The following is a 26,376-nucleotide window of genomic DNA, read 5'->3' as shown; positions in this document are numbered from 1 at the left end:
GGGTCATCTCGTAGGGCGAAGAGGTCTTCTTCGAATTTGGGGAGTTGCCCGGTTCCATACAAGGAATCGGCGTTGGCGAGAAAAGGCGGTGCGATTTCCGTGTAACCGTGTTCCGTCGTATGCAAATCCAGCATGAATTGCGTCAGGGCGCGCTCGAGACGGGCACCGGCGCCACGCAATACCACAAAGCGGGCGCCGGCAAGGCGGGCGCCCGCCGCAAAATCGATGATACCCAGGGCCTCGCCCAGATCGACATGGTCGTGAGGAGGGAAATCGAAGGCGCGGGGCGTGCCCCAGTGACGCAACACCACATTGTCACTTTCATCGCGGCCGTCGGGCACCGAATCCTGCGGGATGTTGGGCAGGCCGATGGTCAGCGTATCCCATTCGGCAAGGGTACGTTCCAGTGATTGCTCCAGGGCCTTGATCTCCTCGCCGTTCGACGCTGCCGCGGCCTGCATCGCACCGGTATCGAGCCCCTGACGGCGCGCCTGACCGATCTGTCTGGAAGCTTCATTGCGGGCGTTGCGAAGCTGTTCGAGCTGAATTTGCAGGGTTTTGCGCTGCTGATCGAGGGCATTCAGGGCAGCTACATCGAGGATGAAGTGGCGGCGAGCGAGGCCGACAGCTACGGTTTCCGGCGAGCTACGCAGCAAGCTGGGGTCAAGCATGGGGTTTTTTCTCCCGGACAGGTTGACGATGAGCGTTTATCCAGCGCAAACGCTCCTGAATACGGATTTCCAAACCGCGGTCGCTGGGCTCATAAAAATGGGCCTGACGCAGACTGGGGGGCAGATAAGACTGTTCCGGAGCGATGGCGTCGGGATAGTCGTGATCGTATTGATATTCCCGGCCGTAATCCAGTGCCTTGAGCAGTGCGGTGGGCGCGTTGCGCAGGTGGAGAGGCACTTCGGCACTCCCGCCGCCTTTGACGACGGCACGCACGGCATTCCATGCCTCGTATACGCGGTTACTTTTGGGACAACTGGCGAGATAGGCCGTAGCCTGCGCCAGCGCCAGCTCCCCCTCGGGCGAACCAAGAAAGGCGTAGGCGTCTTTGGCGGCGAGGGCCATTTCCAAAGCCCGTGGGTCGGCAAGGCCAACATCTTCGGAAGCCATGCGTACCAGCCGACGGGCAAGGTAAAGGGGGTCGGCGCCGCCGTCGAGCATCCGCGCCAGCCAGTAGAGGGCCGCGTCGGGATCGGAACCGCGCAGGGACTTGTGGAAAGCGGAAATTTCGTCGTAAAAGGCTTCCCCCCCCTGGTCGAAGCGTCGCCAGGAGTGACCGCTGGCTGCAGCGATGATCCCGGCGGTGATCTGTGTTTTACCCTCCCGTACCGGTGCCAGTTGTACCGCGAGGTCGAGCAGGTTGAGGAGACGGCGCGCGTCGCCGTCGGCAGCGGTCAACAATCCCTTGCGTACTTCCGGGGACATCTCCATCGCCAGTGCTCCCAGACCGAGCACCCTGTCGGCAAGGGTATGATCGAGGACGACGCCGAGTTCTTCTTCAGTCAACGCCTTGAGGACGTGAACCCGTGCCCGGGACAGCAGGGCATTGATCAAGGCGAAACTGGGGTTTTCCGTCGTGGCGCCGATGAGAGTCACGACGCCTTCTTCCACATAAGGTAGCAAGGCATCCTGCTGGCTTTTGTTGAAGCGATGGATTTCATCGATGAAGAGGACCGTGCCCTGCCCCAGGGACTGGGCGGCCTCGGCGCTACTGACGGCGGCGCGGATCTCGCGCACTCCGCTGTTGACGGCAGACAAAACCTGAAAGTGGCGGCCGGCGGTGTGGGCCAAGAGTTGCGCCAGGGTGGTTTTGCCACTGCCTGGTGGACCCCAGAGGATCATGGAGTGCAGATGCCCGGCCTGCACCATGGCCTGCAGCGGACATTCCTTGCCGAGCAAATGACGCTGCCCGACGTAAGCGTCCAGCGTCTGCGGGCGCATCCGCGCCGCCAGGGGACGGGGGTCGGTGGACGATGCTGCCATAAGAACCTTCCGGAGACGGGTTGTCCGTTAAAAATCCCGAGAAATTGCGGCACCGAAGTTGAAGATACTGGCTTTATACGTGCCCGCAAAGCCGGGATAAGAAGACGTCGTGTTGCCGGAGAGGGCATAGGAGGCACCTATGTCGTAATGCCATGCGCCCAGACCGATACCCAACCCGAAGGAGGCCAGATTGCTGCTGGTTCCCGGCACCGCCGCATCAAAACTCGAGCTGTTGCCGGGGCTGCCCTCATGGGCGAGGCCACCGCGAAGTTCCAGATTCTGGTTCAGGTGGTAGCTGAGCCCGAGGCGATAGGCCAAGGCAGACTTCCAGCCGAGGCTGCCATAGCCAGGTAACCGGGCATTGCTCCAGTCATTCCAGTCCACATCCAGTTCGCTCGCAAAGCGTGGGGTAAATCGGTAGCGCACACCTGCCTGTACGCGACTGGGGAGGTCGATGCGGCCACCGCCCGAAGAAACGCTGGCCGCGGAGCGATAACTGAGTCCCGCATTGAAGCGCTCGGTGGTGTAGAAAAGCCCGACGTTACCGCCGACGCCCCCGCCGGTGCCCGAATTTGGGCCAAAGGTTACACTCAGCGCTTGGTAATAATCCAGACCCACTCCAACGCTCAGGTTGGGGAGCAGCAGATAGGCAACCCCCGGATTCACATCCACGATCCGCAGGTCGTTTTTCAGCGAAGGTTGTCCGGGAAAGGTCCCAGCGGGCCAAGTGGCGTTGATGCTGTAGGGTGAAGTGATACCGAGACCAACTGCCAGTGGCAGATCATTGAAACGATGGGTCACAAAGAGATCGGGCAGAATCTGCAGATTGCTGCTGGCATCGATGCTGCCACCGCCATTATCCACCTTGTAAGCCGGGCGCGTTGCGAGAATATCCAGACCCACCCGGGTACCCGGAAAGAAGACCATATCAGCGGGATTGTCGGCAAAACTGCTGACGGGTCCGCCGTCGGCTACCGTGGCACCGGCTTCCGAAAGCCCCACCACGGAGGTCGGCGCGGCGAAACCCGCGGCATGGGACTGCACAGCCACTAACAGACCGAGGGTAACGAGGACGAGGCGGGTCTTCAAAGCCAACATGCAGGACTCCAGAAAATATTATCGAGAGAGAACATCTACGCCGGCAGGCGGAGTGAACTGAAACTCCTGCGCCGAAATGGGGTGATTGATCCTGATATGCTCGAAGCGGAGGACGGTCTGTTGCTGGAAGGCGTCTTCCATACGCATCTCGCGCAGCGCGCCCTGCGCGTCAAAGCCCAGGCGCAACGCGGTGAAGCCCTGATCCTGACCCGTTTTGGGATGCAACAGCAGCCAGCGGAGTCCGTTTTTTTCACCCAGATCTGTAATCCTGAAGCGCTGGCTGAGGTCATCGTTACCAGCGATCAGCGCCGCAGGGGTGGACCCGATAGCTTTGCCGAGGGGCTGCACCGTGGCCTGTTCCAGAGCCGGCTCATAAAGCCAGACCTTCTCACCGTTGGACACGATGGTTTGCCCGTTACGGCCGTTGTAGTCCCAGCGGAATTTGCCGGGGCGGGAAATCCACAGCTTGCCGCCGGTACGCTTGACGATCTGGCCGTCATGGTTGGCTACTTCCTGACGGAACTGGGCCGTGATGGTGTGGGTTTTCTGGAAAAAATCCTGCAACAGCGCCAACCCCGTGGCGGCAGCCGCGAGCTGGATACTACCCAGCATCAGCAGTGGCACCAGGAGCCAGAGAACCAGACCCGAAGCCCGTGATGGGTCGCGCCCGAGGCGCAAACGGTCAGTCACGACCAGGGGGTGCTGCTGCATAGATTTCTCTGCTCCCGTTACTTTGCAAGGGACCGACCACACCGGCCCGCTCCATCTCTTCAATCATGCGGGCGGCCCGATTATAGCCCACCTTGAGTTGCCGCTGCACGTAAGAGATACTCGCCTTGCGGCTGCTGGTGACAATGGCCACCGCCTGATCATAGAGCGGATCGGCATCTTCACCACCCTCCCCGTCCATGCTTTCCCCATCGCCGCCTTCACCACCCTGTAAAATACGTTCGTCGTATTGGGGCGCGCCCAGTTGGCGCAGGGACTCTACCACACGATGGACTTCGTCATCGCTGACAAAGGCTCCATGCACCCGCAACGGATAACCGGAGCCGGGAGGCAGGTAGAGCATGTCGCCCTGGCCGAGCAAGGTTTCCGCGCCCATCTGGTCAAGAATGGTGCGCGAGTCGATACGCGACGAAACCTGAAAGGCAATGCGGGTGGGGACGTTGGCCTTGATCAGCCCGGTGATCACATCCACCGAAGGACGCTGGGTCGCCATGATCAGGTGCAGACCAGCCGCACGCGCTTTCTGGGCCAGACGGGTGATCAGGGTTTCCACCTGTTTGCCGACCACCATCATCAGATCCGCGAACTCGTCGATGATCACCACGATAGCGGGCAGCATGCTCAAGGCCACGGGTTCGCCGTCCATATCTTTATCCGGGCCCGGCAGGGGATGTCCCGCAGCCGCCGCTTCCCGGACCTTCTGATTATATCCGGTCAGGTTGCGCACTCCCGCAAAAGCCATGAGCTTATAGCGCCGTTCCATCTCCGCCACGCACCAGCGCAGGGCGTTGGCGGCCTCTTTCATGTCCGTCACCACCGGCGCGAGCAGGTGAGGGATGCCCTCATAGATGGATAGCTCCAGCATCTTGGGATCCACCATGATCAGGCGTACATCCTCGGCAGTCGCTTTGAACAGTATGCTGAGAATCATGGCATTGACACCCACAGACTTGCCGGCGCCGGTGGTCCCGGCTACCAGCAGGTGGGGCATTCTGGCCAGATCGGCGGACACCGGCTGCCCGCCGATATCCTGACCCAATGCCAGCGTCAGCAGACTTTTGCTCTGGGTGAAGCCGTGACTGGAAAGCACCTCGGAGAGGCGCACCGTGCGCCGGTTGGGGTTTGGCACCTCGATGCCCATGGTGGCCTTACCGGGAATGGCTTCCACCACCCGCACCCGGGCCGCCAGCACGCGCGAAAGGTCTTTGCTGAGGCCCGCAATCTGGCTGACCTTGACTCCCGGTGCCGGTTCTATTTCAAAGCGGGTAATCACCGGTCCGGGATGGGCCGCCACTACGGCCGCCTGCACCCCGAAGTCGGCCAGCTTTTCTTCCAGCATACGCGACTGCTGCTGCAACGCTTCAGGCTGCAGTTGAGAACCAGGATCTGACGCATCCGGTGGATCGAGCAGACCCAGATCGGGCAGGCCATCGGCACGCGGCGGCCCAACCGGAGCCGGCAACGGCAACTGCCGACTGCTTTTAACGGCGGTATGCGCCGAACCTGGCCCGCGTTTTTTGGTAGAAAAGAAGCTGGGTGCAGCGGGCGGGGACACCTTTGGCGCAGCGGGCGTCAGCGTGGTGATGGACGCCGGGGCCGCCCGGGTCGGAATCTGGCGTCGCAGTCGCCAGCGCAGGTGTGGCCTGGGCAAGGCCGCATACAGGGTATTGGCCTGCGCAGCCATCGCGCGCGGCCCGAGACCGGTGAGCAAAAACACGCCGAGGCCAAACAGCCCAAGAAACAGCAAGGCGCTACCACCCACACCGATGAATGGCCGGGCAAGGGCGCCGGCTTCCTGTCCCAGGATACCACCCGCTCCCGCACCGGCAATGGGCCACCAGCCCGCCGGCCAGGTCAGCGCCAGGAAACTGCTCAGACCCAGCATCATGGCGGCAGCGCCCACCGGCGCCGCCCGGCGCCCAGGATGCTGATGAAACCAGTGCCGCCATAGCTGCCACACCCATGCGCCCAACGCCACGGGCAGGAACCATGCGACCACACCAAAGACCTGTACCAGAAAATCAGCGATATAGGCGCCAGTTTTGCCGCCCCAGTTATGGGCGGGGCCACCCTTTCCACTGTTGAACCAGCTCGGATCGGCGGGGTGGAAGCTGAGCAGGGATATCGCCACGAACGCCGTCACGCCGATCAGTATCAGCAGTAGCGCCTCGCGACGCCATGGTTTGGCACGCGGCGGCTGGCCCGGCTTTGCGGGGGCAGGCCGGGAGCCTCGGGACGCATTACGGGCTGCAGAGTTCATGTCGGCACGCTAAACGACCCCTGCGCGGGTGTCAAGGAGATGCGGGGAAAAAAGGCAAGTCAATGCAGTTGTTAGGCATTTCGAATGGATCAGATCACGACACTTCACTGCGCACTGCGCCATATCCGATCGCTGTCCGGGAAGGACAGGGGTGCGGGAATGATGCTAGACTTTCTCCAGAAGTTCTCCGCTGGTCCGCGCCGGTTCCGCCATACAGTGGGCCGGCGCGGTAGCGTTTCTTTATAGGCAGCGAGGTGCCCATGAGCGATCCGAAAAGTGTCATCGATGAAAAACATTGCCGCTTGCTTATCCTGGGCTCCGGTCCCGGTGGTTATACGGCGGCAATCTATGCTGCACGCGCCAATCTGAGTCCGATACTGGTGCAGGGCATGGAGCCCGGCGGCCAACTGATGACGACCACGGAGGTGGATAACTGGCCGGGTGCTGCAGACGGCATCATGGGCCCGGAACTCATGCAGGAACTGGAAAAACAGGCGCGCCGTTTTGATACCGAGATTCTGTTTGACCACATTCATACCGCCGATCTCCGTCAGCGCCCTTTTCGCCTCAGTGGGGATCAGCACTGCTATACCTGCGATGCGCTGATTCTCGCCACCGGCGCATCTGCCAAATACCTGGGTTTGCCCAGCGAAGACAAGTTTCGCGGCAAGGGAGTTTCCGCCTGTGCGACCTGCGACGGATTCTTCTATCGCGGGCAGGCGGTGGCCGTGGTCGGTGGCGGCAATACGGCGGTAGAGGAAGCGTTATATCTCAGCAACATTGCCAAGCATGTCACCGTGATCCATCGTCGCAACAGGTTCCGGGCGGAAAAAATCCTGCAAGACAAACTCATGGCCAAGGAAAATGTCACCGTTATCTGGGATCATTCCGTCGCAGAAGTGCTGGGCGATGCTTCCGGAGTTACCGGCTTGCGCATTGAGCATGTAGAAAACGGCAGCACGCAGGATCTCGCGCTGATGGGTGTATTCATTGCCATCGGCCATCAACCCAACACCGAAATCTTCAAGGGACAACTGAAGATGGACGAGGGGGGTTATCTGGTTACCCGGGGCGGCCGTGATGGCATGGCCACGGCGACCAGTATCGAGGGGGTATTTGCTGCCGGAGATGTTCAGGATTATGTATATCGTCAGGCGGTAACCAGTGCAGGAACCGGCTGTATGGCGGCGTTGGACGCGGAGCGTTGGCTGGAGCAGCAACAAGAGGGCTGAACCATGGGGCGGCGGCCAGATCAGTCGGAGAAACAAGAGCGAGTGACCGGGGTGGACGACACCGCTTGCTTTCTGCAAGCGATAGCGGATGTCCGGCCCCTGCCAGCCCCGCCCCCTCCCCCACGTCCAGCGCCGCCACCGCCCTTGCCGATACAGCGGCATCAGGACGAGTTGGCAGTTCTGGAGGCGCTGGGCGGTGGTCTGCACAGCGACGAAATTCTGGAATCCGGAGACGGGTGGCTTTATTTGCGGCCCGGGCTGTCTCCGGCGCTGCTGCGGGACTTGCGCCGGGGCCGGTTCCGGATTCAGGAGCGGCTCGACCTGCACGGCTGCACCGTGGAGGAAGGCCGCGCTGAACTATCGGCATTTTTGCGGGAAGCGCGACAACGGCGCTGGACCTGCGTTTGCGTCATCCACGGGAAAGGGCTGGGATCCCCCGGTCGCATTCCCGTCCTGAAAAGGCTGGTGGGTGGCTGGTTGATGCGTCATCAGGAGGTGCTGGCATTTGCTCAGGCGCGCCCAGAAGAGGGCGGCGGCGGCGCGTTGCGCGTTCTCCTGGGCTGGCCCCGCCGCAAATAGGCAAGCCCAACCATAGACCGGGCCTTTAACCGGGTACAGACGGCAACGTTGAACAGTTTCGGTACCCCGCCCTCAGCCCTGCGCCGCGTTGCAGGGTATCCGGGTATCGCGCCGCCCCCAGCGCTCCCCGACAGGCAGGGCGCTTTCCGCATCGGCCAGGGAGGCGAGGATCGGGCAATCAGCCACTCGGCCATGGCCGGGGCAGCGGTCGACCTGTTGCGCAAGGACCGTGCGCATTCTTTGCAAATCGGCGATCTTGCGATCGATCTCGGCAAGTTTTTGCACGGTGAGCGCTTTGATCTCGCCCATGTCATTCTCCGCACTGCCGCTAATATCCAGCAGCTCTTTCACTTCCGCCAGGGAAAAGCCAAGATTCTGGGCACGCCGGATAAAACGCAGACGCGCTTCGGCTTCACCGTCATAGAGCCGATAGTTGGATGGCGTCCGCTGCACAGGCCGAATCAGCCCGATCCGCTCATAGTAACGCAAGGTCTCTGCGGCAAGCCCTGCTTCACGCGCCAAGCGGCCGATGGTTACCGGGGCTTCCATAATCATCCTCCTCGTTATAGGGTGCCATTTAAGAGTGCGTACCGTCCCGAACTATGGTGTCCGTTGTAAGGCCCCTAGTCAACACAATGGTCAAGGCCTTGCGCTTCCGCCATTTCCCTCCCCAAAAGGCCTTCCACACAACTCGTCGCGAATACGCCCGCGGGGAGGGAAAAACTCAGAATCAGGGTTTGTACATCCTCCCAGCGGCCGCTGAGGTTCTCCGGACGCGCGCGCAAGGGACGCCGGGCAGCGTCTAGCCCTTGTTCTGCAAGACGTCGTGCCCAATGGAGGCCATCGTCTGTTGTACCGGCGATGACCGGCCCCGCGCCCAGGGCCGAGGTCTCCAGTGCGGCGGCAACCAGGGTCGGCGCCAACCCGCCACGACCTGGTAAGGGGCCGGTGGGATGCAGGTCCCATTCAGCGGCGCGCGCCTGCAAATCCGCGAGATCGTCCTCCTCCGCCAGAAAAATACTGTGCGAGCCAGCCAGTTGCACGACTTCACCCGGCAGAATCTCCGTCCAGTTGGCATGCCGCACCCGCTCGGCGAGGACCAGATTGAACAGGGCGGAGCGGGCCGCGGACCAGAGCAGGCCGCGCCGATGGCGGTCTACCCGCATCGGCTGTCCGGATAACAGTCGCGCGGCCTCTTGCAAATTTCGGTGCCCGAAGCGCTGGGCACCGAAATAGTTGGGGAACCCTCGTTTCAGGAGAATTTGCAGGCGGGCGTCCCAGAGACTGTGTGCTCCCGTGGTGGCGCGCAAAGTGAGTTGAAAGTGGTTGCCACGTAACACGCCCCGACGTAATTTACGGTCATGGCGGCCGATCTGCTGAAAGTGCAGACTGTCGTCTTCCAGACTGCCCCAATCCGGGTTGCTACCCGCCGTAGCCGGCACCGTAAAACTCTGCCGGGTAACAGCTTGACGGTCCTTGAGACCGGCAAAACCCACATCCCGGACCGCCACCCCGGCACAACGCGCCAGACGCTGGGCCACATCCTGCGTATTGAGGCCGCGTTTCTCCACTACCAGCCAGTGATGGGTACCCATACCGGATGGGACAAAAGGCAGCAATTCCGTGACCTGAAAGTCTTCTGGAGACTGCCTCATTTCGGCGCCCAGCAGACCGCTCTCTGCGGGGTAGATGCGCGGCAGACTTTCAGACATGCCGAATCAGCACGACAGCGTGGGCGGCAATGCCTTCACCCCGACCGGTATAGCCCAATTGCTCTGTGGTGGTCGCTTTGATGTTGACCGCATCGAGATCCACGGCGAGGTCAGCAGCAATATGGGCGCGCATCTGCGGGATATGATCTGCCAATTTGGGACGCTGACAGACGATGGTCGCGTCCACGTTGCCTACCGTAAAACCTTTCCCCTGGACCAACTGACGACAATGTCGGAGCAGGAGCCGCGAATCCGCACCTTCGAAATGGGCATCGGTATCGGGGAAATGATGTCCGATGTCGCCCAGGGCAGCCGCCCCCAGCAGGGCATCGCAGACGGAGTGAAGAAGCACGTCAGCATCGGAGTGGCCGGCAAGACCGCGTTCATAGGGTACCGACACACCACCGAGGATCAGGGCCCTTCCCGGCACCAACGCATGTACGTCAAAGCCGTGACCAATACGCAGTTGCATAAGATTATCCTTCTTCGCCACGCGCCGCGAGAATTGCGGCGGCGAGCATGAGATCATCACTGAGGGTTACCTTGATGTTATCGCCGTGTCCCGGGATCAGGCGGGGACGCCAGCCTTGCGCCTCCATCGCCGACGCCTCATCGGTAATTTGCCGGTGCTCCGCACGCGCGGCTTCCAGGGCCACCAGCAGCGCCCCGAGAGGGAACGCCTGCGGAGTCAGGGCGCGCCACAATCCTTCCCGATCCACGGTACCTGAAGAGCATCCATCCTCACCCCGCTTGAGGGTGTCGGCAACGGGCACGGCAAGCAGTGCGCCCTGGGGTGCGTTCGCAAGACTTTCCAGCAGCCTCAAGAGATCTTCGCGACGCAGACAGGGCCGGGCGGCATCATGCACCAGCACCCAATCGGACGGCACCGCGCCCTGTCGCAGCAGCGCCTCCAGACCATGGCGCACCGAATCGGCACGCAGGCCGCCCCCAACAACCGGGGGCAGGAGCGGCGCCGGCACGGGTCCCAGCAATTCCCGCCAGGCACCGGTGGCAATATCCTCGCCCGGCAGAACCAGCTGAATGCCGGCAATGCGCGGTTCCCCAAGGAAGGCCGCCAGGGCGTGGGCAATGACGGGGCGGTCGCGCAGCAGAACGTACTGCTTGGCCTGCGCCGCGCCAAAGCGCTGTCCCCGCCCTCCCGCCGGGATCACCACCCAGACGCGCTCCATATTCCCCCCAACCTTCTGGACCCAAACCACCAGCCCGAAGTATCCGCAGTCTTGAGGGAGGACGCAAGAAAGCGGTGTCCCGTTTTGCAGTTTCCACGGCGCCCCTTTACACTAGGGGTCTTCAGAGTCCCCACATAAGATCAGATATTCTTGGATCGAAGTCTTTCTCTCGGCACCCCGCCGCGCGCCGGGGCGGCACGCGTATTTAGTCAAATTTACGGTGCTGCGGATAGCTGGCTGGCAGCGCAGATGACGCGGCAGTGGCAGCGCCCGCTGCTGGTTCTGCTGCCGAACGCCCGCGACGTGGAGGAATGGCAGCGCGAGTGGCGTTTTTTCGCACCGGACTTGCCCGCGCCGCTGGTTTTCCCGGACCGCGAAACCCTTCCCTATGACCGCCTGGCGCCGCCGGCAGATGCCACGGCCACCCGGCTGGCCACCCTTGCCACTCTGCCGGAATGGCGTGGCGTGTGTCTCGCCCCTCTATCCGCCGTCTTGCAACGCCTGCCACCGCGCAGTTTCCTCGACCAGCACGCCTTTGTCCTCGCCGTGGGCGACCATCTGAGCCCGGAAGGTTTTCGCCAGCGCCTGATCGACGCCGGCTATCGCAATGTCAGTGAGGTTTCGGAGGCTGGCGAATTGGCCTGGCGTGGTGGAATCATCGATCTCTTTCCCAGTGGTAGCCCCCTGCCCTATCGCATCGAGCTCTTCGATAGAGTCGTGGAAAGCATCCGTGCCTTCGACCCGGAAACCCAGCGTACCCTGCAAAAGGTCGAGCGGGTCTCTCTGCTCCCGGCGCGGGAAGTGCCGGTGGACGCTGCCGCGCTACAGGAATTTCGCAGCCGCTTCCGCGCCCGGTTCAGCGGTGACCCGCAACGCGCCGAGATATACCGGGCGGCCAGTCGAGGACAGGCGCCCCAAGGCGCCGAGCATTATCTCCCGCTCTTCTTTACGGAGAGCAGCCACCTGCTGATGCACTTTCCCGTAGACGGCGTCGTCCTTCTCCCGCCCGGTCTGGAGGCATCCGCCCGGCACGTTCGTCAGGACTGGCAGGAGCGCTACGAGGAACGGCGCCACGATACGGTGTATCCCATACTACCACCTGATGAACTGCTCCTACCCCCCGGTGAATGGGAAGATGCCCTGCGCGGTCGGGCGCTGGTATATGGGCAACAGGAGGGCGATGCGGAGCGTCTGCCGACCGCCCCCCTCCCCGGCCTCCAGGGCAGCCCGGAAGCGCCGCTGGCCTCACTGGATACCTTTCTGCGCCATCTGCCGACCGCGGGCCGGGTCATCCTCGCCGCTGAATCAGCGGGCCGCCAGGAAGCCCTGTCGGAACGGCTTGGCAAGAGCGGACTGCTCCCCAGCCGGGTGCATGACTGGCCGGAGTTCCTGGCGGGTACGGAACGGATCGCCATCACCGTGGCGCCCCTGGAACGCGGCCTGCTCATCAAGGAAAATGGCCTGGTCAGACTGGCGCTGGTCTCCGAGGCGCAAATTTTTGGTGACCGCGTCTTTGCCCAGCGGCGGAGCGCCAACGCCCGACAGCGCAGCATGGAAGGCCTGGTCCGCGATCTCGGCGAGTTACAGCCGGGTGATGCCGTTACCCATGAGGAATACGGCATCGGCCGTTTTCAGGGCATGGCCACGCCCTTTGCCGCCCAGGGAGACATCAATGAATATGTGGTCCTGGAGTATGCCAACGGCGATCTGGTCTACGTCCCGGCGGACCATCTGGATCGTATCGCCCGCTACGTGGGTAATGGTGCGACGGAACCGGTGCTCTCCCGCCTCGGCAGCAATCACTGGGAAAAGTCCAAGGCCAAGGCGCGGCAAAAGGCCATCGATGCCGCCAGCGAACTGCTGGATATCTATGCCCGCCGCGCGGCGCGCACCGGCCGGGCTTTTCCCGAACCGGATGACGCCTATTGGGAATTCGTGTCCCGCTTTCCCTTTGAGGAAACCCCGGATCAGCAACAAGCCATTGACGCAGTCATTGCCGATATGACCAGCCCCCACCCCATGGACCGCCTGGTCTGCGGCGATGTCGGCTTCGGCAAAACCGAGGTGGCGCTCCGTGCGGCCTTTCTGGCCGCGCACAGTGGTGCGCAGGTGGCCGTACTGGTCCCCACCACCCTGCTCGCCCAGCAGCATTACGAGAATTTCCGGAACCGCTGCGCCGGGCTGCCCCTGCGGGTGGAAGTGCTCTCCCGTTTCCAGAATACCAAAACGCACAAGCAAGTGCTCACGGCAGTGTCCGTAGGGGAGGTGGATATCCTGATCGGCACTCATCGCCTGCTGCAAAAGGATGTCGCCTTCCACGATCTGGGGCTGCTGATTCTGGATGAGGAGCATCGCTTCGGGGTGCGCCAGAAGGAGCGGATCAAGGCCCTGCGCTCCGAGGTGGATATCCTCACCCTGACCGCAACGCCGATCCCCCGCACTCTCAATCTCTCGCTGGCCGGCCTGCGTGACTTATCCATCATCGCCACGCCACCCCAGCGCCGCCAGCCGGTACGCACCTTTGTGCAAATCTGGGATGATGCGACGGTGATCGAAGCCTGCCAGCGCGAGTTGCATCGCGGTGGTCAGGTATATTTTCTGCATAATGAGGTACGCGACATCGAGCGCATGGCGGCCACACTGCGCCGCCTGCTACCGGAAGCGCGCCTGCGCGTGGCCCATGGCCAGATGCCCGAGGGCGAGCTGGAAGCGGTGATGCTGGATTTTTACCATCAGCGCTTCGACATCCTCCTCTGCACCACCATCATCGAGTCGGGTATCGACAACCCCCATGCCAACACCATCCTCATCAACCGCGCCGATAAATTTGGTCTGGCGCAGCTCCATCAGTTGCGCGGCCGGGTTGGTCGTTCCCATCAACGCGCCTACGCCTACCTGTTCACCCCCGACCTTCGGGCCATGAGCGACGATGCCCGGCGCCGCCTCGACGCCATCCAGTCCCTGGAAGATCTGGGCGTCGGCTTTGCCCTGGCCAGCCACGACCTGGAAATCCGCGGTGCTGGCGAGTTGCTCGGCGAAGAGCAGAGCGGGCACATGGATGAGGTGGGTTTCACCCTCTTCATGGAATGGCTGGACGATGCCGTGGCAGCCATACGTGCGGGGCGGGATCCCCGCAGTCTGGAGGAACAACGCGCGAGCGGTCCCGAGATCCATCTCAACACACCGGCGCTCATCCCCGACGACTATCTGCCCGACGTGCATTTGCGCCTGCAACTATACAAGCGCCTCAGCGATGTGCGCAGCGACACCGCCATCGGTGAGATCATGGTGGAGATGATCGACCGCTTCGGACCCATCCCGGCGCCGACCCGCACCCTGCTCTGTCAGACCCGGTTGCGTCTTGTCGCTACCCAGACCGGCATTGAACAGATCGATGCCGGTCCCGCCGGTGCCCGCCTGCAATTTGCCGCCGAAAACCAGGTGGCCCCCGACAAAATCATCCGGCTCATCCAGCAACCTCACAGTATCTACCAGCTGGATGGCGAGCACCGCCTGCGCATCCGCCGCGACCTGCCCGACGGCGAAGCGCGCTGTCAGGAATTGCTGCAACTCATCGACCAACTGAGGATTCAACCATGAGCAGTACCCGCCTTGCCATTCTCAGCCCTGCCGCCCGCGGGCCCATGAGTCTGCCGGCCAGTATGGGCCAACTGGTGGCGGAGGTGGAAAGTCACCAGGAGGTATGGGGTTGCTGGCTGCAAAGCTGGGATATGCCCGTCACCACCGGTGAAATCGCCCCTTTCCTCGACGAACTCTCGCGCCAGGCCCTGCACCAGGAGCGGGAGGTGATCTGGGCCCCCATGAGCAGTGCCGATGGCGCTGTACGTCTGGTGCTGCATGGAACGGCGCAGCCCGAGGCGCTGCGCCGCGCACTGACCACCCTTCACCTGCAAAACTTTATGCCGGGCCGCGTACTCCACTGCCAGGACGACGATCTGGCCCTGATCCTGCACGGTCCCCGCGGCCCTCTGAGCGCCGTGAATCATCGCCTCATCGAAGCCCTGGAGGGGATCGCGCTGGATGTTGCGGTTTCTCCGCTGTGGGACAAGGGGCATTTCCGCCTGCTGCTGACCGACATGGATTCTACGCTGATCAGCATTGAATGCATTGATGAACTAGCCGAACACCTCGGTCTCAGACGGCAGGTTGCCGCCATCACCGAACGCTCCATGGCGGGCGAGCTGGATTTCCAGACCTCCCTGCGCGAACGGGTACGCCTCCTGGCGGGCACCCCGGCAAGCAGTATCGACACCATCATCCGCGAACGACTGCGGCTCAGTCCCGGTGCCCGCGAACTGGTGGCGGCGGCCAAGTCCCAGGGCGTCGAGGTCGGTGTCGTATCCGGGGGCTTCACCCAGTTTACTCGCCACCTGCAGGAAGCACTGCACCTCGATTACGCCTTCGCCAACACCCTGGAAATCATCCAAGGGCAAATCACCGGCCAGGTACTCGGAGATATCGTCGATGCCGCCGCCAAAGCCGACATCCTCGACCTGCTGGCCATCGGTCTGGGCACCGACGCCGGTCATTGCATCGCCCTCGGAGATGGCGCCAACGATCTGCCCATGATCCGCAAAGCCGGCATAGGCATTGCCTACCACGCCAAAGCGGTCGTCCGCGCCCAGGCGGATTTTCAGATTCGCTACGGCGGTCTCGATACCGCCGCCGCCTATCTCGGCTGGAACACAGCCTGAACCTCGCACTTCGGCCAACATTGTAATACTTGATATTGTTTTAGACTTATTCTATTATCAGCCCATGTGCAGCACAGAACAATCTGGTGCACATCGGCAATGGTGCCGCAACTGCAGCGTAAACAGGAGACCGAGATGAAACTGACCAGCATAGAAGGCCAAAGTGTTCCCCAGGTCGTGTTCCGCACCCGCGATGATAATCAGTGGCGTGACGTCAGCACCGACGAACTTTTCAAGGGCAAGACCGTGATCGTGTTCTCCCTGCCCGGCGCCTATACCCCCACTTGTTCCTCTAGCCATCTGCCGCGCTACAATGAACTTGCGCCGAGCTTTCGCGAAAATGGCGTAGATGACATCCTCTGCATGTCGGTGAATGACGCCTTTGTCATGGACGCCTGGGCCAAAGAACTGGCTGTCGAAAACATCCACCTGATTCCCGATGGCAATGGCGAATTCACGGAAGGCATGGGCATGCTGGTGGACAAGAGCGAACTTGGGTTCGGCAAGCGTTCCTGGCGCTACTCCATGCTGGTGAAGAACGGCATCATCGAGAAAATGTTCATCGAACCCGACAAACCGGGTGATCCCTTCGAGGTCTCTGACGCCGATACCATGCTCCACTACATTAACCCGGAAGCACGCGATCCCGAATTCGTCACCATCTTTGCCCGCGAAGGCTGCCCATATTGTGCCCGCGCCAAGGCAATGTTGAAGGAGCACGGCATGGCCTTTGAAGAGATCAGGACAGGTATGGGTACCAGAGTCAGCTCGCGGACGATTCGCGCGGTGAGCGGACGCTCCACCGTGCCGCAGATCTTTATCGGCGGCAAACACATCGGCGGCGCCGACGACCTGGAGAAATATTTCGACGGGAAGTAAGGGCACATCCCTTCGGATGGTCATCTCCAGCAGTATGCCGGGGATGACGTCCTTCCTGCTTCGTTCAACCCCGAAAAAAGGGAGCTATCATGACCCAATCCTACGATCTCATCGTCATTGGTGGAGGCAGCGGAGGCATTGCCATGGCCAACCGCGCCGCCCGTTACGGGGCAGTCACCGCGCTGGTCGCCGCCGGTCCATTGGGCGGCACCTGTGTGAATGCAGGCTGCGTCCCCAAAAAAATCTACTGGAATGCCGCCCACCTTGCCGGGCAAATGAAGATGGCAGGAGAATATGGCTTCGATACCATAGAACCACGGTTCCACTGGGAACACCTGAAGCAGCAGCGTGACGCCTACATCGGGCGGCTCAATGATCGCTATGCCCAAGGCCTGGATGGTAACGGCGTCTCCCTGATCCGCGGACATGCCCGTTTTTCCGGCGCGCATCGGATCCATGTCGGCGACCACACCCTGGAAGCCGCACACATCCTGATCGCCACGGGGGGGCATCCGGTCTGGCCCGATATTCCGGGTGCAGAACTGGGCATCACCTCGGACGGATTCTTCGCACTGGAATCGAGGCCCCGCTGTGTTGCCGTGGTGGGCGCCGGTTATATCGCCGTGGAACTCGCCGGGGTACTCCACGCTCTCGGCAGTGACGTTTCCCTGGTCATGCGCCGCAGGCACTTCCTCAATGATTTCGATCCGATGCTGCGCGAGAGCTTGATGGATGCCATGCTCCGGCAAGGCATCAGCCTTCTCGCCCAGCGCCAGGTCCGGGAACTGGAAAAACGCGCCGATGGCTTATGCCTGCATTTCCACGATGGCGACTGCCTCGGAGGGCTGGATGCCGTCATCTGGGCCATCGGCCGTCGCCCGAACAGCGCCGACCTTGGTCTGGAGTTCGCAAACATTACTGCCGACCCGCAGGGTTTTATCCCCGTGGATGCCTTCCAGAACACCGATGCACCGGGTGTCTACGCGGTCGGCGATGTCACAGCGGGACCAGCCCTCACCCCGGTAGCCATCGCCGCCGGACGTCGTCTCGCCGACCGCATCTTCGGCGACCAGGCGGAGCGGCATCTCGACACCCTCGTGGTACCCACGGTGATCTTCAGTCACCCCCCCATCGCGACGGTCGGCCTCAGTGAGGCTGCCGCCCAGGAGCAATACGGAGAAGAGGCGGTCAAGGTCTACCAGACGACCTTCACCCCGATGCTCCGCGCTTTTGCGGCAGAACCAGAAAAAACGGCGATGAAGCTGGTCACGGTGGGCCGGGAGGAAAAGGTCGTCGGTCTGCACGCCATCGGCGACGGTGTGGATGAAATGCTCCAAGGCTTTGCGGTAGCGCTGCGCATGGGTGCAACGAAACAGGATCTTGACGACACCATTGCCATCCACCCCACCAGCGCCGAGGAATTCGTCACCATGCGCTGAAGGGCCGGAGCAAAGCCGCAGCTTACTTCTTGTTATGCAACTGCCGGAGAGCCTCCGGTCCCACCGCGGTTCCACAACCGCACTGCGGGCAATCCGCAAGTAGCGGTACGACATTCCCCAGCACTTTTCGCACCTTTTCCATCCCCTCATGCATTACCATGTCGATGGCCTCCATGGTAATGGGCTCCGCCGACTTGCCCGCCGCCAGATTGACCACCAGCGACAAGGGCGCATAGCACAGGCCGATTTCCCGCGCCAATACCGCTTCTGGAGCCCCGGTCATCCCCACCACATCGCCACCATCCCTTTCGATCCGGCGGATTTCAGCAATGGTTTCCAGGCGTGGCCCTTGGGTGGCCGCATAAGTGCCACCGTCGATAACGACGATATCCGCAGATCCTGCCGCCTGCAGCAGGCGCTCACGCACCGGTTGGCAATAGGGCTCAGAAAAGTCGATATGTACCACCATGCTCTCGCCACCTTCAAAGAAGGTACTGGGACGCCCACTGGTATAATCGATCAGTTGATCCGGCAGACAGAGAACGCCTGGCCGCATGGCGGCGGTGATACCGCCCACCGCCGCCACCGCCACCACATGTGTCACCCCGACATGATGAAGCGCCCAGATGTTGGCGCGATAATTGACCCGGTGCGGAGGAATGGTATGGCCATAGCCGTGGCGCGCGATGAAAACGACTTCCTGCCCACCCATTTGACCAAAGGTCAACGGGCCAGATGTCTCCCCAAAGGGCGTACGGATTACCCGGCGGTGACGAATTTGCAAATTTTTGAGCCCGGTCAGACCACTGCCACCGATAATGCCCGCCACACCCATCAGCCGTCCTCCGGCAAAACAAAAATACCCGGCGCATTCCGCCCCAGGCCGCGGGCATCCAGCCCGTACCCAAACACAAAGCGATCCGGCACTTCCAGCCCCACATAGTCCACCCGCACATCGATCGCGCGGGAACGGATTTTCCGCACCATCACCGCCGTATGGATGGCGGCAGCGCCCTCCGCCGCGCAATATTCCTGCAAAGCTTGCAAGGTCACGCCCTCGTCAAGGATATCGTCCACCAGCAAAACTACCGCGCCTGCCAGTGGTTCTTTGGGGCGCGTGCGCCACTGCAAGACACCACCACTGGTTTCGGCGCCATAGCGACCGACTTGCACACAATCGAGCACCAGGGGAAAACGCAGGTGCGGCATCAATTGGCCGACCACCACGACGGCACCCGTCAGCACACAAAGCAATACCACCGGACGATGCGGCGTCAGATGTTCCATCTCTTCATTAATGGCAACGGCCATCCGCTGGATGGCCGTCTCCACCTCTTCCGCGCTGAACAGATGCTCAGCGGGCCCTAAATGGGTAGGTGTCATAATGGCACTAGTAGGTAAAGGTGACCACGTTGTCATCCATTGCCTGCTCGATGACATAAGCGCCACCGACGATGTCCTGGACTTCGGGGATCAGGTCTTCCTTGGTGCATTCCCACAACTCAAGGGTCGGGGTGCAGACAAAGAACTTCACGCCTGCCTCATGGGCGTCCTTGATAAAGTCGTAGACACTCTTGGGGCTGCCCGGCATAACAAACATTTTCTCCGCCACACCCTTTTTGGCCAGCTCGCCGGCACGGGCGGTCAGCACAACTTCGACCTCAAAATCCATCGCGGCAGCCACCGTCGCCTGGAAAAAGGGCGCGCCCAACTCCTGGGGGTTGGAAGGATCGGTGTTCACCATAACCATCAGCAACTTATCAGCCATGTATATCTCCTTGTGAAATTCAGCCCGCCCATCATAGCCGTCCCGATCCAGCGCCGCGCCATGAAATGATTGATTACACCATAAAAAGTCGTAAGGCCCCGCCAGGAGTCCTTAGTGGTCGATATCCTGCACCTCCACACGGCGCGCCCGGCTGGCCCGGGTCAGGATATCCCGCTCCTCAGCCAGTGCGCGCTTGGCCACCTGAATGGCTTCCAGCAGATCCTGGCGTCTGGACTCGACCAAATCACCGCCCACATCCATCAGATGTGCAGTTTTCTCCTGGATTTCGTCAATGAGTACGCCGATGCGTTCTTCCGCCACAGACTCCATATTGCGTAGACGATCACGGCCTTTGTCGACCGCGCGCCGCAATTCCTGGCGCGTCTCTGCGCCGCTGGCCGGGGCCAGCAGCAGGGCACCAACGGCACCAACCAGCACTCCGATAACAAAGCCTTCCGCGTTCTTCATTGTGGTCTCCTCAGTGTTTCCAGCTAATGTTTCCGGGAAAAATAACGCCACCCTGTGCGTAGCGCATGATACCACAGCCCCAGTTCTCGAACCGGACGAACCAGGGAATCCGCGGTATCCATGATCTCCACACTCAGATACCTGAGTGTGGAGTCCACCCGATCCATCTGTACTCGCCCGGTCCGGGTAATATGTTTGATATCCGCCAATGCCACCTTGGCATCGAATATCAGCGGTCCAATGTCTTGTTCAGCCCTGGCCAGCAGCCTTTCCAGACGCAACTGGGTCCGTATCAGCACGACCGCTGTCACCGTGATGACCAACAGAATAATGATCATGACAATGGCAATGATGGTTACCCCCGCACTGACAGTCATCCTCCCCCCCAAGCTTCCGGACACCGAAAGCCAATGCCATTAAATGCGGTGAAGGGCAACAATCCGCCACAACCCCGTGCCTATCGCGCCACCTCTTTTCATTATAAGCCGCATCTGCGGGCTGGGTAAAATCGCAGGCGCCAAGGTGACGCGCGCAGGCTTCCTCAGAATGACAATACATATCCCATCACGGCCAGTCCGACGACACCCAGCAGCCCGAGAGCCACCCTGCTCCAGGTCTGCCGCGCACCGGTCAATCTGTAGTATGGATGCCGGGAATGATAAGTTCGCCAAACCCCCCAGAGCAGGACCAGCCATAGTCCGGACAGCAACCATGCGCCGAGCACATCACTGGGCCAATGCACCCCGAGGATCAGACGACTCCAGGAGATAGCCGCCACCAAACCCGCAAGCACCGTCACCAGCGCCAGACGCAGGCCTCGATGCCGCAGCGTGGCAAGGAGGTAGAGCGCCAGCAGGCCATAGACCACGACGCTGACGCTCACATGTCCACTGGGAAACGCGGCTGGCAACATTTCCGCCGCGCCCGGGGGACGAGCACGTGCGGTTGTCACTTTGATCAGTTGAACGAGTACGGCCAATATCGCCGTGCCGAATACCAGCAGGAAACCATCAAAGAAACGCCAGGTTGCGAAACAGGCAGCGGCCATCAGCGCCAGCAGCCAAGGCAGAAAATCCGGCCCGCCGAGCTGTGTCACCCTGGCCCAGAATGGCTGCCAACCAGGGGTCCTGGATTGCAGAATCACTGTCTCCCAACGGGCGTCCAGCAGTGCTACCCGATGCAGGAGCAGACCCGCCAGAAGATCTCCCGCATAAAGCCAGAGTAACGCCGCCAGCCCCACAGCGAGTAGCAATAAAGCCAGCAATTCCCAGCGTTGTGGTCCGCGCATCGGTCACCCCCCCATGCGCAGGTACCGCCATAACAGCAACGCGGCGATCAGTACTGCGGTGAAGCTCAGTACCAGCACCGCCGCCGCGCCGCAATCCTTCGCGCGCGCTACCAGAGGGTGATATTCCGGGCTTACGAGATCAGCGAGCGATTCTACGGCGCTGTTGAGCAATTCTGCCGCAAGCACCGTGCCCATGAGCAAAATGCCGACCCCCCACCAAAGGAGAGACGCCCCTGTCCAGTACAGAAGGATCACGCCCCCCGCCACCGCCAGCAACTCGGTCCGGAAGCTGGCTTCCTCGCGGGTAGCGATCCACAACCCACGCCCCGCAAAAAGGGCGCGCCGCCATAAGGCGCTGTTTTTTTTCACCAGCCCCCCTGTTCGCGCAAGGACAAAGGCTCACCATCACCGACAATGAAGTGATCCAGCAAGCGCAAGTCCAGTAGTTGCATGGCCTGATCCAGACGCCGCGTCAGGGAAAGGTCCGCCGCGCTGGGCTCCGCCACACCGGAGGGATGATTGTGCGCAACGATGAGCGCCGCCGCATTCAGCTCGAGGGCGCGCTTCAGCACTTCGCGAATGTGCACCGTAGCGCCGTCGATAGTGCCGAGGAACATCTCCTCAAAACGCAGCACCCGGTGCCGATTATCCAGAAAGATCACCGCAAAAACCTCCCGGCAGCGGTCACGCAAAGTAGCAGACAGATACTGTCGTACCCGCAGCGGCGAATCAAGGCCGTCCCCACGTTGCCACTCCTCGGCAAGATGACGCCTACCCATTTCCAGCACCGCCTGCAGGAGGGCATATTTCGCGTCGCCGAGTCCTTTATGTACACAAAAATCATGATGGGAGGCAGTGAGCAATGCCCGCAAACTGCCAAAACTCAGCAGCAGCTCCCTGGCCAGATCCACTGCGCTTTTACCCACCACCCCCACCCGCAGAAAAATCGCCAGCAATTCCGCATCCGACAGCGTCGCGGCCCCTTTTTGCAATAATCTTTCCCGCGGACGCTCGTCCATCGGCCAATCAGTGATGGCCATACGCTCCCTCCTTCCCTTACACTGGGAATGTGATGACTGATAGCGTATTCAACACGACGGAGCCCCTCGCTGGCAAACGGATTCTTCTAGGCGTGGGCGGCAGTATTGCCGCCTACAAAAGCCCGGAAATCGTGCGCGCCCTGCGCCAGGCCGGTGTAGAGTTGCGTGTAGTCATGACACGGAGCGCAGCACAGTTTGTAACCCCGCTGACCTTGCAGGCCATGAGCGGCGAGCCCGTGCGTAGCGATCTCTTTGCCGCTACCGAAGAGGCGGCCATGGACCATATCCGTCTGGCCCGCTGGGCGAACGCCCTCCTGATCGCGCCCATCTCCGCTAACGGAATGGCCCGTCTCGCTCAAGGTCTGGCGGATGACCTCCTCGGCACCATTGTGCTCGCCAGTCGTGTGCCGCTTTTTCTCGCACCCGCGATGAACAGTGCCATGTGGATGCACCCCGCGACTCAACGTAACCTTGCGCAGCTCCAGGCGGATGGCGCCCACTTCTTGGGTCCCGACAGCGGCAGTCTCGCCTGCGGCGAGGACGGCGCTGGACGATTGTTGGCGCCCGACCGGCTGGTGGGCGAACTACGTCTAGCCCTGGCCGAGAAAACCCTGCGCGGCCAACGTGTCCTCATTACCGCCGGTCCGACTTGGGAGGCAATCGATCCGGCAAGAGGTCTCAGCAATCGGGCTAGTGGCCGCCAGGGCTTCGCCCTCTCCCAGGCCTGCGCAGAAGCGGGAGCGGAGGTGCTACTGATTACCGGACCCACCCATGAACAAACCCCGCCGGGAGTAAGCCGCCTGGATGTCGTCTCTGCGCGGGATATGCTCACGGCCTGCCTGCAGGCTCTGGACCGACCGACGGATATATTTATCGCCAACGCTGCCGTGGCCGACCATAGACCGAGTCACTTCAGCGCCCAAAAGCTCAGCAAAACCGCTATTGCCAATCCCCTTCCCCTCAGCATCAATCCGGATATTGTCAGTGCTGTAGATCGGGATTCCCGGCGACCACGCTATATCGTCGCCTTCGCAGCCGAGACCCATAATCACCTTGCCACCGCTGGTACCAAGGCGCAGCGCAAGGGCGCGGACGTTATCGTGGTCAACGATATCAATTCTGCCGAGCTGGGGATGGGGGCCGCCGATAATGCCTGCAGCATCCTGCAGGGTGAACGGGTGCTGCACATCCCGCGCTGCAGCAAAATCGATCTGGCGCGCCACCTGGTGCGTCACCTCAGTAGTTTTATCTCACTGCCTGGAACGGAGATTGAAGACCTTCATGAATAACCTGCAAATTCGCATCCTGGATCCGCGTATCGGCCAGGATTGGCCTCTTCCTCATTACGCCAGCGCCGACGCAGCAGGCATGGACCTACGTGCCTGTCTGGACAACCCGCTGCGGCTGGCTCCGGGGCAGGCCGAACTCGTCTCCGCCGGATTTGCCATGCATATCGGCAACCCTCAGGTTACAGCGCTGTTGCTGCCGCGCTCCGGTCTGGGGCACCGCGGGTTGGTACTGGGCAACTTGGTGGGCCTCATCGATGCGGATTACCAAGGGCCGCTGAAGATGTCCCTGTGGAATCGCGGCAGCGCAGAAATACTCATCGAACCTGGTGAGCGCGTCGCGCAACTGGTGCTGGTGCCGGTTATCCGTCCCGCCATTACGGTGGTGGACCATTTTGCAGCCAGCGTACGGGGTGCCTGCGGATTTGGCAGCACCGGACGACAATAACAGGCGGGTACGCTCCCTCCCGACGTGGCCTACTAGCGCAGGTACCACCGAAGCCTCGGGCGGGGCTGACCCCGTTAGCGAACGTATAGGGGCATAGCGACCTGAGCAAAAAAAACGGCCACGAAGGACGGGCCGGTTTTCTGATCACGACATACAGAATTATTCGGCGGCTGCCGTTTGCCGGTCTACCAGCTCGACAATAGCCAACGGCGCATTATCACCAGCCCGAAAACCGTATTTGACGATACGCAAATAACCACCTGGCCGCGCCAGGTAGTGCGGGCCAAGGTCATCAAACAATTTTACCACTGCCTGGCGATCGCGCAGGCGAGAAAATGCCAGACGTCGTTTTGCGACGGTCGCCTCCTTCGCAAGCGTGATCATGGGCTCGGCAAAGCGCCGCAACTCCTTGGCTTTCGGCAAGGTAGTAACGATCCGCTCATGATGAAACAACGACACCATCATGTTCGCAAACATGGCCTGTCGATGACTGCTATTACGATTTAACTGTTTACCACTTTTACGATGACGCATGGCACCATTCCCTCTACATAATTTCTAACGTTAGCCGATGATCGAGTCCGTATCTGCCGCTCGCCCGGGCACCGGCGGCAGATTTTCCGGCGGCCAGCTGTCGAGTCGCATCCCCAACGTCAGGCCATGCGCCACCAAAACTTCCTTTATCTCATTGAGCGACTTGCGTCCCAGATTAGGCGCCTTTAAAAGTTCCTGCTCCGATTTCTGCACTAAATCGCCGATATAAAAAATGTCCTCAGCCTTCAAGCAGTTCGCCGACCGCACCGTGAGTTCCAGATCATCGACCGGACGAATCAACAGGGGCGTAAGGCTCTGGCTGACCTGCACTTGCGATGCCTCTGGTATTTCCAGGGTTTCCGCACCCGCCAGCACGCCAAGCTGACTGCGAAAAATGCGGGCAGCCTCCTGCACCGCCCAGACCGGATCCACCACACCATTGGTTTCGACATCCAGTACTAGACGATCCAGGTCGGTACGTTGCTCAACCCGGGCGTTTTCCACCAGATAGCTCACCCGCAGCACCGGACTAAAACTTGCGTCCAGAGCCATCACACCGATACGTTTTTCATGCGACTGACGTCGCGTAGCAGCCGCGTCATAGCCACGTCCTTCGTCAATACGCAAATGGAGTACCAGTTCGACATCGCGGGTCAGCGTTGCGATGACCTGCTCCGGATTCGCCACTTCGATACCATGTTCCGATACGATATCGGCGCCGGTCATTTGGCCGGGGCCACGCTTGCGCAGTGTCACCACCGCATCTCCGCGTCCGTGCGCCCGTACCGCCAGCATCTTCAAGTTGAGCAGGATATCCACCACGTCTTCCTGCACGCCCTCGATGCTCGAGTACTCGTGCAACACGCCTTCAATCTCCACCTCGGTAACCGCCGCACCTTTGAGAGACGACAACAACACCCGGCGCAACCCACTACCCAGAGTGTGGCCAAAACCACGCTCCAAGGGCCCAAGGGCCATACGCGCACGGCGTGCTGAAATCACTTCCACGTCAACGCCCTGCGGGCGCAACAGCTCTCCAACCTCAGTCATAAGCGTTCCTCAACCCCCGGTCTTACTTAGAGTACAACTCCACGACGACCTGTTCGTTCAAATCCGGGGCCATGTCTTCTCGCACCGGCACGGCTTTGATGGTCGCCTTAAGTTCGGTAGTGTCCATGCTCACCCATTCCGGGAAACCACGACCTGCTGTAGCTTCAACCGATGCAGCAATACGGATATGCGTCCGGGCGGCCTCAGCGACGCTCACAACGTCCCCGGCACGTACCTGGTAAGACGGAATATCCACACGTCGGCCATTAACCAGAATGTGGCCATGACGAACGACCTGGCGCGCCTCCGCACGGGATGCGCCGAAACCCAAACGATACGCAACATTGTCGAGACGCAACTCGAGGAACCGAAGCAGCAACTCGCCGGTGACACCGCGTGCCTGACTCGCCCGCTGGAAATATCGCCGAAACTGCCCCTCCAACACGCCGTAAATGCGCCGGATTTTCTGCTTCTCACGCAACTGCCCGCCATACTCGCTGACACGTCCCCGCCGCTGGCCATGCTGCCCAGGGGCGTAGGCCCGTATACTCACTGGACATTTATCAGAAAAGCATTTCTCACCCTTGAGAAACAACTTTCCGCCTTCGCGCCGACACAAACGACAACTCGGACCCGTATATTTAGCCACAGACAACCTCCACCTAAAAT

28 protein-coding genes (1 of these 28 running past the window's edge) are annotated in these 26,376 nt (G+C 61.2%); 8 read left to right on the top strand and 20 right to left on the bottom strand.

What is annotated here, in order from left to right:
- The 5 genes in view from serS to F6A13_RS02195 are tightly spaced (at most 27 nt apart) and all read right to left on the bottom strand, a layout consistent with a single transcriptional unit that may run on beyond the window.
- Positions 1 to 671 carry the 5' portion of a serine--tRNA ligase gene (gene serS, locus F6A13_RS02215; RefSeq protein ID WP_113527440.1) on the bottom strand. Its footprint begins 595 nt before the window's first position, so only the first 671 of its 1,266 coding nucleotides appear in the window; its start codon is at positions 669 to 671; its stop codon lies off the left edge, out of view.
- Positions 664 to 1,992, bottom strand: a complete 1,329-nt coding sequence (locus F6A13_RS02210) for a replication-associated recombination protein A (protein WP_113527439.1) — start codon at positions 1,990 to 1,992, stop codon at positions 664 to 666. The genes serS and F6A13_RS02210 overlap by 8 nt, the downstream gene beginning before the upstream one ends.
- A 27-nt stretch (positions 1,993 to 2,019) precedes the next feature.
- Positions 2,020 to 3,090, bottom strand: a complete 1,071-nt coding sequence (locus tag F6A13_RS02205) for an OmpP1/FadL family transporter (protein ID WP_126604516.1) — start codon at positions 3,088 to 3,090, stop codon at positions 2,020 to 2,022.
- A gap of 18 nt (positions 3,091 to 3,108) precedes the next feature.
- Complete coding sequence (gene lolA, locus F6A13_RS02200; RefSeq protein WP_113527437.1) at positions 3,109 to 3,801, bottom strand: outer membrane lipoprotein chaperone LolA; 693 nt, start codon at positions 3,799 to 3,801, stop codon at positions 3,109 to 3,111.
- Positions 3,773 to 6,079: a DNA translocase FtsK gene (locus F6A13_RS02195; RefSeq protein WP_126604517.1), complete on the bottom strand. Its 2,307-nt coding sequence runs from the start codon at positions 6,077 to 6,079 to the stop codon at positions 3,773 to 3,775. Before F6A13_RS02195 ends, lolA begins: the two co-directional genes overlap by 29 nt.
- 260 nt (positions 6,080 to 6,339) lie before the next feature.
- Between F6A13_RS02195 and trxB the strand changes: the two genes are divergently transcribed.
- Both trxB and F6A13_RS02185 read left to right on the top strand, forming a co-directional pair.
- Complete coding sequence (gene trxB, locus F6A13_RS02190; protein WP_113527435.1) at positions 6,340 to 7,311, top strand: thioredoxin-disulfide reductase; 972 nt, start codon at positions 6,340 to 6,342, stop codon at positions 7,309 to 7,311.
- Positions 7,312 to 7,314: 3 nt separating this feature from the next.
- Complete coding sequence (locus tag F6A13_RS02185; RefSeq protein WP_113527434.1) at positions 7,315 to 7,890, top strand: Smr/MutS family protein; 576 nt, start codon at positions 7,315 to 7,317, stop codon at positions 7,888 to 7,890.
- Positions 7,891 to 7,962: 72 nt separating this feature from the next.
- Here the strand turns inward: F6A13_RS02185 and F6A13_RS02180 are convergent, their stop codons facing one another.
- From F6A13_RS02180 to ispD, 4 genes are all read right to left on the bottom strand, one after another.
- A complete protein-coding gene (locus F6A13_RS02180) occupies positions 7,963 to 8,439 on the bottom strand; it encodes a heavy metal-responsive transcriptional regulator (RefSeq protein WP_126604518.1) in 477 nt (158 codons plus the stop codon).
- Positions 8,440 to 8,513: 74 nt separating this feature from the next.
- The gene (truD, locus tag F6A13_RS02175; RefSeq protein ID WP_126604519.1) at positions 8,514 to 9,602 is read right to left on the bottom strand and encodes a tRNA pseudouridine(13) synthase TruD; all 1,089 of its coding nucleotides are present in this window, start codon (positions 9,600 to 9,602) and stop codon (positions 8,514 to 8,516) included.
- Positions 9,595 to 10,074, bottom strand: coding sequence for a 2-C-methyl-D-erythritol 2,4-cyclodiphosphate synthase (gene ispF, locus F6A13_RS02170; RefSeq protein ID WP_126604520.1), 480 nt, complete (start codon positions 10,072 to 10,074; stop codon positions 9,595 to 9,597). Before ispF ends, truD begins: the two co-directional genes overlap by 8 nt.
- A 4-nt stretch (positions 10,075 to 10,078) precedes the next feature.
- Positions 10,079 to 10,792, bottom strand: coding sequence for a 2-C-methyl-D-erythritol 4-phosphate cytidylyltransferase (ispD, locus tag F6A13_RS02165; protein ID WP_126604521.1), 714 nt, complete (start codon positions 10,790 to 10,792; stop codon positions 10,079 to 10,081).
- Between the two features lie 150 nt (positions 10,793 to 10,942).
- Here ispD and mfd point away from each other — a divergent pair, with 150 nt between their 5' ends.
- The 4 genes from mfd (at position 10,943) to gorA (ending at position 17,825) form a co-directional block, all read left to right on the top strand.
- Positions 10,943 to 14,392 carry a transcription-repair coupling factor gene (gene mfd, locus F6A13_RS02160; protein ID WP_126604522.1) on the top strand — a complete coding sequence of 1,150 codons (3,450 nt, stop codon included), beginning with the start codon at positions 10,943 to 10,945 and terminating at the stop codon, positions 14,390 to 14,392.
- A complete protein-coding gene (serB, locus tag F6A13_RS02155) occupies positions 14,389 to 15,507 on the top strand; it encodes a phosphoserine phosphatase SerB (RefSeq protein WP_126604523.1) in 1,119 nt (372 codons plus the stop codon). Before mfd ends, serB begins: the two co-directional genes overlap by 4 nt.
- A gap of 99 nt (positions 15,508 to 15,606) precedes the next feature.
- Entirely contained in the window at positions 15,607 to 16,386 is a 780-nt protein-coding gene (locus tag F6A13_RS02150; RefSeq protein ID WP_225981912.1) for a glutathione peroxidase, read from the top strand.
- Between the two features lie 89 nt (positions 16,387 to 16,475).
- The gene (gorA, locus tag F6A13_RS02145; RefSeq protein ID WP_126604525.1) at positions 16,476 to 17,825 is read left to right on the top strand and encodes a glutathione-disulfide reductase; all 1,350 of its coding nucleotides are present in this window, start codon (positions 16,476 to 16,478) and stop codon (positions 17,823 to 17,825) included.
- Positions 17,826 to 17,847: 22 nt separating this feature from the next.
- Here the strand turns inward: gorA and F6A13_RS02140 are convergent, their stop codons facing one another.
- The 8 genes from F6A13_RS02140 to radC all read right to left on the bottom strand — a co-directional run bounded on the left by F6A13_RS02140 (position 17,848) and on the right by radC (position 22,389).
- Entirely contained in the window at positions 17,848 to 18,660 is an 813-nt protein-coding gene (locus F6A13_RS02140) for an S-methyl-5'-thioinosine phosphorylase (RefSeq protein ID WP_126604526.1), read from the bottom strand.
- A complete protein-coding gene (locus F6A13_RS02135) occupies positions 18,660 to 19,208 on the bottom strand; it encodes a hypoxanthine-guanine phosphoribosyltransferase (protein ID WP_172959338.1) in 549 nt (182 codons plus the stop codon). The genes F6A13_RS02140 and F6A13_RS02135 overlap by 1 nt, the downstream gene beginning before the upstream one ends.
- A 7-nt stretch (positions 19,209 to 19,215) precedes the next feature.
- Positions 19,216 to 19,593 (bottom strand): DsrE/DsrF/DrsH-like family protein, encoded by a 378-nt coding sequence (locus F6A13_RS02130; RefSeq protein ID WP_113527424.1) that lies wholly within the window; start codon positions 19,591 to 19,593, stop codon positions 19,216 to 19,218.
- A 111-nt stretch (positions 19,594 to 19,704) separates the two neighbouring features.
- Positions 19,705 to 20,061: a YtxH domain-containing protein gene (locus F6A13_RS02125; protein ID WP_126604528.1), complete on the bottom strand. Its 357-nt coding sequence runs from the start codon at positions 20,059 to 20,061 to the stop codon at positions 19,705 to 19,707.
- A gap of 23 nt (positions 20,062 to 20,084) precedes the next feature.
- On the bottom strand, positions 20,085 to 20,438 hold the full coding sequence (locus F6A13_RS02120) for a hypothetical protein (RefSeq protein ID WP_126604529.1): 354 nt from the start codon (positions 20,436 to 20,438) through the stop codon (positions 20,085 to 20,087).
- Between the two features lie 164 nt (positions 20,439 to 20,602).
- Entirely contained in the window at positions 20,603 to 21,349 is a 747-nt protein-coding gene (locus F6A13_RS02115; RefSeq protein WP_126604530.1) for a phosphatase PAP2 family protein, read from the bottom strand.
- 3 nt (positions 21,350 to 21,352) lie between these two features.
- Complete coding sequence (locus tag F6A13_RS02110) at positions 21,353 to 21,718, bottom strand: diacylglycerol kinase (RefSeq protein ID WP_113527420.1); 366 nt, start codon at positions 21,716 to 21,718, stop codon at positions 21,353 to 21,355.
- Entirely contained in the window at positions 21,715 to 22,389 is a 675-nt protein-coding gene (gene radC / locus F6A13_RS02105) for a RadC family protein (protein ID WP_126604531.1), read from the bottom strand. Before radC ends, F6A13_RS02110 begins: the two co-directional genes overlap by 4 nt.
- Before the next feature lie 32 nt (positions 22,390 to 22,421).
- On the opposite strand from radC, the gene coaBC reads away from it, so the two are divergent.
- The gene (gene coaBC / locus F6A13_RS02100; RefSeq protein WP_126604532.1) at positions 22,422 to 23,678 is read left to right on the top strand and encodes a bifunctional phosphopantothenoylcysteine decarboxylase/phosphopantothenate--cysteine ligase CoaBC; all 1,257 of its coding nucleotides are present in this window, start codon (positions 22,422 to 22,424) and stop codon (positions 23,676 to 23,678) included.
- A complete protein-coding gene (dut, locus tag F6A13_RS02095; protein ID WP_113527417.1) occupies positions 23,671 to 24,123 on the top strand; it encodes a dUTP diphosphatase in 453 nt (150 codons plus the stop codon). Before coaBC ends, dut begins: the two co-directional genes overlap by 8 nt.
- 159 nt (positions 24,124 to 24,282) lie before the next feature.
- Here the strand turns inward: dut and rplQ are convergent, their stop codons facing one another.
- From rplQ to rpsD, 3 genes are read right to left on the bottom strand one after another with little or no spacing between them, the layout of a single operon-like run.
- Complete coding sequence (gene rplQ, locus F6A13_RS02090; RefSeq protein ID WP_012536100.1) at positions 24,283 to 24,657, bottom strand: 50S ribosomal protein L17; 375 nt, start codon at positions 24,655 to 24,657, stop codon at positions 24,283 to 24,285.
- Between the two features lie 30 nt (positions 24,658 to 24,687).
- Positions 24,688 to 25,707, bottom strand: coding sequence for a DNA-directed RNA polymerase subunit alpha (locus F6A13_RS02085; protein ID WP_126604533.1), 1,020 nt, complete (start codon positions 25,705 to 25,707; stop codon positions 24,688 to 24,690).
- 22 nt (positions 25,708 to 25,729) lie between these two features.
- Positions 25,730 to 26,356: a 30S ribosomal protein S4 gene (rpsD, locus tag F6A13_RS02080; RefSeq protein WP_012536098.1), complete on the bottom strand. Its 627-nt coding sequence runs from the start codon at positions 26,354 to 26,356 to the stop codon at positions 25,730 to 25,732.
- Between the last annotated feature and the right edge of the window lie 20 nt (positions 26,357 to 26,376).

This window comes from Acidithiobacillus sp. 'AMD consortium' (assembly GCF_008926505.1).
GTDB lineage: Bacteria > Pseudomonadota > Gammaproteobacteria > Acidithiobacillales > Acidithiobacillaceae > Acidithiobacillus > Acidithiobacillus ferridurans.
The sequence above is the reverse complement of the archived record's forward strand: the minus strand, read 5'-3'. Positions and strand labels throughout refer to the sequence as shown.